The following is a 10,657-nucleotide window of genomic DNA, read 5'->3' on the forward strand; positions in this document are numbered from 1 at the left end:
CACCCGGATCGCCTCCTCGAACGGCGTGGTCTTGCCCTGCGTCAGCCGGTGCGTGCCGAGGTGGAAGCCGTTGTCGGAGGTGAAGAACACGTACGTGTCATCCAGCCGGCCCGTGTCCCTCAGAGCCTGGATCACCGTGCCGACCAGGTCGTCCACCCCGAGCATGGCTCGCATCCTGGTGCGGTGGATCTCATCGGCCCGGTCGATCTCGGTCCGGCTCAGCGGCGGCCGGTCGCGCAGCCAGGCCGGTTCCTCACTGACGTCCGCCTGGTCGAACGACGGCGTCCGGGGCGCCATGAGGTCGCCGAACGCCTCCGCGTGCCGTACCGGAGGGTGGGCCGGCAGGTGGGGCGCGACCGGCGCGAGGAAGAGGAAGAACGGCCGCCCGTCCGCCTCGATGAACTCGCGCGCCTTGTCTCCCAGCACGTCGGCGAGGTGATCGTGCTCGCCCCAGCCGTACTCGACAGGGCTGCCGTCGCTGTTGAGCCGGTAGCCGTACTCGTCGTAGAGGCCCCGCACGGGCACGTGCCAGGTGTCCCAGCCGGGCGGCACGTAGGTCTCGGGCATCGGGCCGGGGTAGTGGTTGAGGTACTTGCCCAGGTACGCGGTGCGATAGCCCGCGTCCTGCATCCAGGTGCCGATGGTGGAACGTTCCAGACCCAGGCCGTTGAAACGCTCGAATCCCCCTTCGGGCGCCGTGTTGGTCCAGACGCCGTGGCTGTGCACGTACTGGGAGCGCAGGATGGACGAGCGCGACGGACAGCACCAGGAGTCGGCCGTGAAGAACCGGTCGAACGACGTGCCCTCCCGCACCAGGTGGCGGGTGATCTCGGGGAAGTGGCCGAGAGTGCCGGCCTCCAGGTCGTCGGCCAGGATCACCACGATGCTCGGCCGTGACGCCCGGTGGGCGCCGCTGGGCTCGGCCGCGAGCGACAGCAGGAGCAGGACGCAGGCGAGGCAGCGGATGAGCACAGCTCTGGCTTCCCCTGCGACTCGCGCATTGACACCCCCGCCCACCCCAGGGGTAATAGAACTACCTTCCGGAGGTGTCGATGAAGCTGGGCCTGAACGTCGGTTATTGGCAGCGCCACGCCGACGACGCGACCGAGTCGGTGCTGGCCGCCGAGCGGCTCGGCTACGACTCGGTGTGGACGGCGGAGGCGTACGGAACCGACGTGTTCACGCCGCTGGCCTGGTACGGGGCGCGCACCTCACGGATCAAGCTCGGCACCTCGGTCGCCCAGCTGTCGGCCCGCCCGCCGGTGACCACCGCCATGACCGCCATGACGCTCGACCACCTGACGGGCGGCCGGCTGCTGCTCGGCGTGGGCGCCTCCGGGCCGCAGGTGGTCGAGGGCTGGTACGGCCGGCCGTTCGCGAAACCGCTGGCCCGTACGCGGGAGTACGTCGAGATCATGCGCAAGGTCTGGCGCCGCGAGGAGCCGGTGACCAGCGACGGCCCGCACTACCCGCTCCCCCTGCCCGGCGGCCTCGGCAAGCCGCTCAAGCTCATCACCCACCCGCTGCGCCCCGACATCCCGGTCTACCTGGGCGCCGAGGGCCCGAAGAACGTCGCCCTGGCCGCCGAGATCGGCCAGGGCTGGCTCCCGCTGTTCGCGTTCCCCTCCAAGATCGAGGAGATGTACGGTGACGCGCTCGCCTCGCGCGACCCCGGCTTCGACATCGCCGCCATGGTCATGGTGGTCATCTCCGACGACGTCCGGGCCGCGCTCGACGGGGTCAAGCTGATGCTGGCGCTGTACATCGGCGGCATGGGGGCCCGGCACCGCAACTTCCACGCCGACATCATCGGCCGTATGGGCTACGCCGAGGCCGCTGAGCGCATCCAGGCGCTCTACCTGGCGGGCCGCAAGGACGAGGCGTTCCGCGCCATCCCGGACGAGCTGGCCGACGGCATCTCCCTGGTCGGCCCGCCCGGCCGGATCAAGGAACGCCTGGAGCCGTGGCACAGGTCCCCCGTCACGTCACTGCTGGTCATGGGCCCCCGCGACGAGGACTCCCTGCGCACGATCCGCGACCTCGTACTCGGCTGAGCTCCGGCCATCCCCGGCGTCTCCGTCGGCGAGACCGATGACGACGGGGATCAGGGAACGGCAATCACCACGCACAGCACCCCAGTGATGACAGTATGTGACTATGCGAACGCCCCCGGCGAAAACCTTCAACACCGCAGGTCCGTGTGACCCCCGGCGCCACTACATGCTGCCTCCAACGCCACGGCTCCCCGAAGCACGAGCACTGATCGACATGGACCGCTACTTCGTGGTCCACGCGCCCCGGCAGACCGGCAAGACGACAGGTCTGCGCACCCTGGCGTCCGAGTTGACAGCCGAGGGGGACATCGCGGCCCTGAAGTTCTCCTGCGAACGCGCCAAGGTGGCCCACGATGACGTCGGCTGGGCAGAGTCGATGCTGCTGGACTCCATCCGCGAGGCCGCCAGGCGGTCGGGCTGGCCGAAGAAACTGCTCCCGCCGGACCCCTGGCCGCAGGCCACGCCGGGCAGCCGGATCAGTGCGGCGCTGGCCGAGTGGTGCCACCGCAGTCCGCGCCGGGTGGTGCTGTTCTTCGACGAGATCAACGCCCTGCAGGGCGACAGCCTGGTCAGCTTCCTCTGCCAGCTCAGAGACGGCCACAACGCCCGCCCCGACGGGCACCCGTTCCCCGCGTCCGTGATCCTGTGCGGGCTGCGCGACGTCCGTGACTACAAGACCGCGGTGGGCGCCGACCCGGGGCGGTGCAATCCGACCAGCCCGTTCAACATCGTCACGGAGTCGTTGCGCCTGGGCGACTTCACCGCCGATCAGATCGGCGAACTGTACGGCCAGCACACCGAAGCGACTGGCCAGGAGTTCACCAAGGACGCCGTGGACCGGGTGTTCGAGCTGACGCAGGGCCAGCCGTGGCTGGTCAACGCCCTCGCCCACGAGATCACCTTCGAGATGGGGGTGACCGGCGCCATCACCGCCGGGCACGTGGAAGACGCGAAGGAGCGGCTGATCCGGGCACGTGCCATCCACCTGGACTCCCTGGCCGCGCGGTTGCACGAGCCCCGGGTCAGACGAGTGATCGAACCGATCGTGGCCGGCACGGTGCCGAGTATGGACGGCAGCATTGACGATGATGTCTCCTATGTCCACGACCTGGGCCTCATTCGCGGGACCATGGATCTGGAGATCGCCAACCCCATCTATCGCGAAGTCCTGCTCCGGGTGCTGGGCGACCGCACGGCGCGGCTGGTCAGGTCCGATCCGCGCAGCTTCGTCATGCGGGACGGCCGGTTCGACCTGGAGCGGCTGCTGCGGGAGTTCGTCGTGTTCTGGCGCGAGCACGGCGAGGTGATCGTCCAGCAGGAGGGCTACCACGAGGCCGCCTGCCAGATCATCCTCATGGCCTTCCTGCACCGGCTGGTCAACGGCGGCGGCTATCTCGACCGGGAGTACGCGGCCGGAACCAAGCGTCTGGACGTGCTGGTCCGCTGGCCCTACACCGGGCCGGACGGCGAACGCCTGGTGCAGCGGGAGGCGATGGAGCTCAAGGTCTGGCGGGCGGGCAAGGAAGACCCGCTGCCCGAGGGGCTGGCCCAGCTCGACGGCTACCTGGACCGCCTCAGCCTCACCACGGGCGTGCTGGTGATCTTCGACCGGCGGCCCGAGGCTCCGCCGTGGAACCAGCGAGGGACGTTCGACGAGGCGACCACGCCGTCCGGCCGCCAGGTCACCGTTCTCCGCGGATAAGGGATCACGGATAAGTGATCACGGATAAGGGATCGCGGCCGAAGGGTCAGTCGGGGCGTGGTGACGGGTCGGTGGTAACCGCCACCAGCAGCGGCCTGGTCAGCGCCCCGGCCCCGAGCACGCCCGCGAAGCCCAGCGCCACGCAGACCCCCAGCATGACCGCCCCGCTCAGGTTCGGGGCGCCCAGCATGAACGGCGTCGCGCAGAACACCCCGGCCGCGATCGTGCCGCCGCCCATCACCGTGAGCGGGATCAGCGTCTCGGCCCGCCGCGCCCGGTCCAGCACCGTCAGCGGGGTGCCCGCCAGCCGCAGCAGTCCGTACGTCTGACGCCGGTCCAGGACCGACGAGGCCGCGGTGATCCCCGCACTGGCGATGGCCACCAGGAACGACACCGCCAGCACCACCACCGTGCCCACCCGGACGTCGGCCAGCAGTTGGAACCCGAACCGCTGGTCGTCGGCCTCACTGGTGGGTGTCCACCCGGGGACGAGCCCGGCCAGCGCGGTCCGCGTCCGGTCGACGACGGCCGCGTCGACAGCGTCCCCGTCACCGGCGGCCCCCTCGCCGGCAGCCGTGTCACCCCTGGCCGTGTCACCCCTGGCCGTGTCACCCCTGGCCGGGTCACCGGTGGCCGGGGCGGCGATGCCGGTCACCGTTACCGTGACCAGCTTCTTCGCCTGTTCGACCCGGGCGGCGAGCCCCGCGTCCCGCATCCGTTCGCGTGCCCGCTCCGCGACCACCGCGGGCCGCCCCTCCGGCACGGCGAGCCGGAACACCGCATCGGACGCCCCGCTGGAGAACGCCCCCGGGCTGAGCATCCCGAGGAACCCGGCGACGAACCCGGTGAGCGCGACCCCGCTGACCGTCCGCCAGGCCGAGCGCGGATCGTCCACGAGCCTGCGCCCGGCCAGCAGCAGGGCGGGCCCGCGGGCGAAGGCGGCGGTGATCCGGCCGATGAGGCCGACCACCCACGGCCCGGCGAGGTTGAGCGAGAGCAGGGCCAGCGCGATCGCCACCGCGATCACCGTCGCGCTGGGCTCCAGCCCCACCAGGGGGAAGGCGGCCAGCACCGCGAGCAGCGTGAGCACCCGCAGCACCCGCATCCCGGGCGGCGTCTGGCGTCTGGCCACGCCCAGCGGGCTGACCACCACCCGCCGCAGCCCGGCGACCGCCGACAGGCCCACCAGCAGCGGCACCGCGACGAGCGTGCCGGCCAGCAGCAGCGGGTGCGGCCACAGGTCGCCGGCGTACCAGGGCCCGCCGCCGATCTCGATCCGGGTCAGCAGCGGCACCGCCGCCGCGTACGCCACCGTCCCGGCGACCGCGCCGGCGAACGCCACGATGACCGCCTCAGCCACCGTCATCCCCACGACCTGACCAGGCGTCGCCCCCACCAGCCGCAGCGTCGCCAGCCGCTGGTCGCGCCTGGCGACCGTGAGCCTGGCCGCGGCTCCGCCGAACACCAGCAGCGGCACCACCATGAGCACGCTCGCGATCAGCGCCAGCACCTGGTACGCCTGAGCGTCCTCCGACACCCTGCCGGTGAAGTCGGCGACGCGGGTGGGCGGCCGGCCGACGACCCAGTCGTCGCTCCGCTCGGCGGTCATGACGGGCGCGTCCGGCCGGTGCCCGACCACGGCCACCAGCTCACCGGGATAGGCCAGCGCCTCCTCTCCCAGTTGCCCGGCCACGGCGGGGAAGCGGGCCGCGAACTGGTCGGCGGGCAGCTCCCGCGCCAGTGCGGCCAGCGCCGGCGACAGCCACGTCTGGCCCGGCGCGGGGAAGCGGTCCAGCCCCGGCGGCGGCGCGGGTGCCCTCCCCGGCAGCGCCGCCACGTCCACGACCACCAGCCGCCGGTCCCGTACGTAGTCGAACCGGGCCGCCTGCACGGCCGTGGCCGCGCTCCCCGCCGGCACCGGGTTGCGCCAGGCGTCGCGTTCGCCCCTGGACTGGAAGGCGAAATTGGCCGTGACCGCGAACAGCAGCAGCGCCGTGGCCACCGCGACCGCCCCCAGCGTCAGCCAGGTGCCGAGCAGCCCGCGGCGGCCGCCTCCCTTGAGCAGCCGCCACGTCAGTTCCAGGTTCACGCCGCCACCCCGCCCGTCAGCAGCCTGCCGTCGCGGACCTCGACCGTGCGGTCGCACCACGCGGCCACGTCCGGGTCATGGGTGACCACGAGCAGGGAGGCGCCGTTGTGCTTGGTCACCTCCACCAGCAGCCGCATCGTCTCGTGGCCGGTCGTCTGGTCGAGCGCCCCGGTGGGCTCGTCGGCGAACACCATGGCCGGCTTGGTCACCAGCGCCCTGGCGATCGCCACCCGCTGCGCCTGCCCGCCGGACAGCTCCCCGGGTCGCCTGCCCTCCATGCCGCCCAGCCCGAGCGGGCCGAACCACTGCCGCGCGGTCCGTACCGCGTCCTGGCGGGCGACGCCGCCGAGCATGAGCGGGAGCGCCACGTTCTCCTCGGCCGGCAGCTCCGGCAGGAGCTGGCCGAACTGGAACACGAACCCGAACCGGGTGCGGCGCAGCGCGCTGCGCTTCCGTTCCCCCAGGTCGTCGATGCGCTGACCGAGCAGGTGCACCTCGCCCGCGTCCGGCTTCATGATCCCGGCCAGGCAGTGCAGCAGCGTCGATTTGCCGGAGCCGCTCGGCCCCATGATCGCCACCGCCTCCGCTGCGGCCACGGCGAGGTCCACCCCGCCCAGCGCCACCGTCCGCCCGAACCGTTTGGCGAGAGCACGCCCAGCGAGCACGTCGTTCATGGTTCCCCAGCGTGCCGGGACGGACCGGGCGGGCGGATCGGCCATGGGTACGGTCCGCATCGGCCGTTCGGTTGACCCTAGAGTCTGGGGCGTGACAATTCGGGTTCTCATCGCTGACGACCAGGAACTGGTGCGTACCGGGTTCCAGATGATTCTGGACGCGCAACCGGACATACGGGTGGTCGCGGCCGTCGCGGACGGCGCGGCCGCGGTCGCCGAGGCCAGGCGGCTGCGGCCGGACGTGTGCCTGCTGGACATCCGGATGCCCCGGCTCGACGGCCTGGAGGCGACCCGGCTGCTGGCCGGGCCGGGCGTCGAGAACCCGATGCGGGTGGTCATCGTCACCACGTTCGACCTGGACGAGTACGTGTACGGGGCGCTGCGGGCGGGCGCGACCGGGTTCCTGCTCAAGGACAGCGGGCCGACGCTGCTGGTGGAGGCGGTCAAGGCGGCGGCGGAAGGCGAATCGCTGGTGTCGCCGTCGGTGACGGTGCGGCTGCTGCGGCACCTGGCCCAGCCCCGGCGCTCCCCCGCTCCGATGCCGGAGCCGCTGACGGAGCGGGAGCTGGACGTGGTGCGGCTGGTTGCCAGAGGACGCACCAACCAGGAGGTGGCGGCGGAGCTGTTCGTGTCGCTCTCGACGGTCAAGACGCACCTCGGCAGCATCTTCACCAAGCTCGGCACCAGGAACCGGGTGGAGATCGCCGCGTGGGCGTGGGAATCGGGCGTCGTGAGCTGATTAGCGGGTCAGCCTCCGGGATACAAGTGAATCAGAACCTCAGCGCATGGCCCGGGGGGAGAACATCGTGCGCCTTGCCCAGGCACCGCCCACCAAGAGCGCCAACGCCGTCTACGTGACGCTCGCCGCGCAGGTCGCCTCCCTGGGCGCGCTGGTGGTCTTCGAGCAGGTGCGCGGCAGACACCTGGCCGCCGAGGTGGCCGCGGTCGGCGGGCGGCCGTCGGGCGCCGACGCCGACGCGCTGGCGGGCGCGGCGACGGCCTTCGCGGTGCTGCTGCTGCTCGTGGTGACCGCCACCGTCGCCGCCGCGATCGCCTACCTGACCTGGCTGGTGCGCGCCCGCCAGGCGGTCGCCCCCTCCTACGCCCGGAGCACGGTCGCCGCCGCCTGGTTCGTCCCCGGCGTCAACCTGATCGCGCCCGCGGTGCTGGTGTACGAGACGTGGCAGGCGGCCGGCCCGCCGGAGGAGGGCCGGCGCGGGCGCGTGGCCCTGGTGGCGAGCTGGTGGCTGAGCTGGCTGGCGACGCTGGCGGTGTTCACCCTCGTCCTGCCCTTCGACGCGGACGGCCTCACCGGCCTGGGGGTTCCGGAGCTCGCCTGCCTGGCCCTGACAGCCGCCCTCTGCGCGGCCACGGTCCACCAGATCACCGCCCTCCAGCGTTCCCCTGCCGTCGGGCGCGCCGCGTCGCCCGCCCCCGTGACCACCCACCTGGACCCGGCGACCTGATCACGCGGCGGTGGGGCCGGAGCTGCCGGGACTGGCGTGCCAGAGGCGGCGGGGCGGGTCGGTGACCGCCGGGCCCAGGTCGGCGTAGGGCGACAGCCGGAAGCCGTTGGCGTACTCGATGGCGCGCCCGCCCACCGGGCCCTGGTCCGCCGGGGGCCGGTCCAGCTCGGCGCGGACGGCGTCGAGGCCGCGGGCCCGCCACAGCGCGTCCAGGTCGGCCAGGTTCCAGCAGTCGAGGGCGCGGATCGAGACCGCGCGGGCGCCGGTGCGGCGGACCGCGCCGCGCACCAGCAGCAGCCACGACCCGAACACGGTGGCCGCGCACCGCCCCTGCACCGACTCGAAGAAGGTCAGGTCGATCGGCCCGGTCGAGTCGTCCAGGGTGGCGAAGATGATCCGCTGCCCGGAGCGGATGGCGGGCGTCTGGGTGGCCACCTTGACCCCGGCCACCAGCACCTCGGCCCCGTTGCGGGGCCCGAGCAGGTCCCGGGCGCGGGTCACGCCGAGCGCGTCGAGCAGCTCGTCGTGGAAGCTGATGACGTGCCGGCTGATGTCCATGCCGAGGATCTCCAGCTCGGCCTCGACCATCTCCGCCTCGGTCATCTCCGGCAGCTCGCCGGGGGTGACGTGCTCGGTGAAGCCGAGGGGCAGCTGCGCGGCGGCCGGACGGTGGCTCTCCGGCGGCCGCGCCGGCGCGTACCGCCTGCTCCGGCGCGGCCCCGCCTGGACGCCGATCGACGAGGCCCGCTCCAGCGTGCCGACCTGGGCGATCAGATCGCGCCTGGTCAGCTCACCGGGCCGCCACCGTTCGCCGGCGCCGGGCCGCAGCCCGTGGACCGCGTCCAGCCCGCCGACCTGCACGATCCGCTCCATCGTGGGCCGGGACGGGCGGGCCCGGTCCCAGAAGTCGGCGAGCGAGGTGTACGGCCGGCCCGCCACCATGCGCTCCACCTCGGCCTCGCTCACCCCCTTGACGGCCGAGAACGGCACCCGCAGCGCGTACCCCTCGCCGATCTCCCTGGCTCTGAACGCGCCGGCCTTGAAGGTGCGCCGGGGCCGGTCGGCGCCCTCAAGGCGGGCCGGGTCGACGCGGACCCGGACCCGCGGGCCGAGCCGTTCCACCCGCCAGTCCTTGTCCGACTTGTTGATGTCGAGCGGCAGGATCCGCACCCCGCACTGCCGCGCCTCGTCGATGATCACCCGGGGCGGGTACATGCCGGGCTCGTGGGTGAGCACCCCGGCGAAGAACGCGGCCGCGTGGTGCCGCTTGAGCCACGCCGACTGGTAGGTGGGCAGCGCGAACGCCGCGGCGTGCGCCTTGCAGAAGCCGAACCCGCCGAACGCGTCCAGCACCTGCCAGGCCCGCTCCACCTCCTCGTCGCCGAACCCGTTGGCCCTGGCCAGCGGCACGAAGTGGTTGCGCACCCGCTCCCGGCCCTCGGGCGTGCCGAGGGTGCGGCGCAGCGTCTCGGCGAACGACAGGTCGCGGCCGGTCATCACCTCGATGATCTTCAGCACCTGCTCGTGGAAGACGACCACGCCGTGCGTCTCCTTCAGCGCCTCGCGCAGCCGCTCGTGCGGGTAGAAGGGCTTGCGCCAGCCGTGCCTGGCCTCCAGGTAGGGCGTCACCATGTCGGAGTTGACCGGCCCCGGCCGGAACAGCGAGATGTCCACGATCAGGTCGTGCAGGGTGCGCGGCTCCAGCTTGGCGACCAGCTCCCGCTGGCCCGGCGACTCGATCTGGAAACAGCCGAGCGTCCGGCCGGCGCAGATCATGTCGTACGTCTCCCGGTCGTCGTGCGGGACGTAACGCGTGTCCGGATCGTCGCCGCTCTGGGCGTCGAGCTCGACCGTGACGCCGTCCACCCGCTTGATCTCGCCGAGCGCGTACGCGAGCGCGGACTGCATCCGCACCCCCAGCACGTCCAGCTTGAGCAGCCCGGCCTCCTCCACGTCGTCCTTGTCGAACTGCGACATGGGGAACCCCAGCAGGCTGCGCTCGACCGGCGTGCGGTCGCGCAGCCCGGCGTTGCCGACGAGCACCCCGCACGGGTGCAGCGCGATGTGCCGGGGCAGCCCGTCGAGCTTCTCCGCCAGCCGGAACACCCGCTCCAGCCCGGCCTCGCCGAGCCGGCTCTCGCGCAGCTCGGGCAGGTCGCGCAGGGACGCGGTGATCTGCCGGGCCCGGATGTGCGGGAACGCCTTGGCGATGGCGTCGATCTCGTGCGGCGGCAGCCCCATCGCGCCCGCCACGTCGCGGATCGCGCTGCGCGCCCGGTAGTTCTCCATCATGGACACGCACGCCACCCGCGACTCGCCGTACCTGTCGAAGATCGCCCGGTAGCAGTCGAGGCGGCGCGCGGACTCCACGTCCACGTCGATGTCGGGCAGCCCGATCCGCCCTTCGGACAGGAACCGCTCCATGAGCAGGCCGTGCTCCAGCGGGTTCACCTCGCCGATGCCGATGAGGTAGGTGACCAGGCTGCCCGCGCCGGACCCGCGGATGGCGCAGCGCACCCCCATCTCGCGGATCATGTCGGTGATGCCGGCCACCGCGACGAAGTAGCCGGACAGCCGTTTGCGCTCGATGACGTCGAGCTCGGCGGCCGCCCGTTCCCTGGCCTCGCGCGAGCGGCGCAGGCCGCGCTCGGCCAGCCCGTCCTCGACCCGGT

The 10,657-nt window shown here is 72.7% G+C and carries 8 protein-coding genes; 4 read left to right on the plus strand and 4 right to left on the minus strand.

The window, feature by feature from the left end:
* Positions 1 to 972: sulfatase family protein (locus OUY22_RS33195; protein ID WP_270159229.1), on the minus strand; the 972-nt coding region annotated here is incomplete at its 3' end.
* An 80-nt stretch (positions 973 to 1,052) separates the two neighbouring features.
* On the opposite strand from OUY22_RS33195, the gene OUY22_RS33200 reads away from it, so the two are divergent.
* The gene (locus OUY22_RS33200; RefSeq protein WP_270159236.1) at positions 1,053 to 2,054 is read left to right on the plus strand and encodes an LLM class F420-dependent oxidoreductase; all 1,002 of its coding nucleotides are present in this window, start codon (positions 1,053 to 1,055) and stop codon (positions 2,052 to 2,054) included.
* A 214-nt stretch (positions 2,055 to 2,268) separates the two neighbouring features.
* Positions 2,269 to 3,756 (plus strand): hypothetical protein, encoded by a 1,488-nt coding sequence (locus tag OUY22_RS33205; RefSeq protein WP_270159230.1) that lies wholly within the window; start codon positions 2,269 to 2,271, stop codon positions 3,754 to 3,756.
* Positions 3,757 to 3,802: 46 nt separating this feature from the next.
* Here OUY22_RS33205 and OUY22_RS33210 read toward each other — a convergent pair whose 3' ends face one another.
* Positions 3,803 to 5,845: an FtsX-like permease family protein gene (locus OUY22_RS33210; protein ID WP_270159231.1), complete on the minus strand. Its 2,043-nt coding sequence runs from the start codon at positions 5,843 to 5,845 to the stop codon at positions 3,803 to 3,805.
* Positions 5,842 to 6,519, minus strand: a complete 678-nt coding sequence (locus OUY22_RS33215; protein ID WP_270159232.1) for an ABC transporter ATP-binding protein — start codon at positions 6,517 to 6,519, stop codon at positions 5,842 to 5,844. The genes OUY22_RS33210 and OUY22_RS33215 overlap by 4 nt, the downstream gene beginning before the upstream one ends.
* A 91-nt stretch (positions 6,520 to 6,610) precedes the next feature.
* Here OUY22_RS33215 and OUY22_RS33220 point away from each other — a divergent pair, with 91 nt between their 5' ends.
* Together OUY22_RS33220 and OUY22_RS33225 are read left to right on the plus strand one after the other, a co-directional pair.
* Positions 6,611 to 7,258, plus strand: a complete 648-nt coding sequence (locus OUY22_RS33220; RefSeq protein ID WP_270159233.1) for a response regulator — start codon at positions 6,611 to 6,613, stop codon at positions 7,256 to 7,258.
* A gap of 67 nt (positions 7,259 to 7,325) precedes the next feature.
* Positions 7,326 to 7,985 carry a DUF4328 domain-containing protein gene (locus tag OUY22_RS33225; protein WP_270159234.1) on the plus strand — a complete coding sequence of 220 codons (660 nt, stop codon included), beginning with the start codon at positions 7,326 to 7,328 and terminating at the stop codon, positions 7,983 to 7,985.
* Here the strand turns inward: OUY22_RS33225 and OUY22_RS33230 are convergent.
* Positions 7,986 to 10,657 (minus strand): helix-hairpin-helix domain-containing protein (locus OUY22_RS33230; protein ID WP_270159235.1); only part of this gene is annotated, 2,672 nt, incomplete at its 5' end.

The sequence above is a fragment of the Nonomuraea corallina genome, from assembly GCF_027620315.1.
In the GTDB taxonomy this organism is placed as follows: Bacteria; Actinomycetota; Actinomycetes; order Streptosporangiales; family Streptosporangiaceae; genus Nonomuraea; species Nonomuraea corallina.

What these genes read in the sequence shown, in the direction of transcription:
- OUY22_RS33200 (WP_270159236.1), top strand. Translation starts at nt 1,053, where the DNA reads ATGAAGCTGGGCCTGAACGTCGGTTATTGGCAGCGCCACGCCGACGAC.
- OUY22_RS33205 (WP_270159230.1), top strand. Translation starts at nt 2,269, where the DNA reads ATGGACCGCTACTTCGTGGTCCACGCGCCCCGGCAGACCGGCAAGACG.
- OUY22_RS33215 (WP_270159232.1), bottom strand. Translation starts at nt 6,519, where the DNA reads ATGAACGACGTGCTCGCTGGGCGTGCTCTCGCCAAACGGTTCGGGCGG.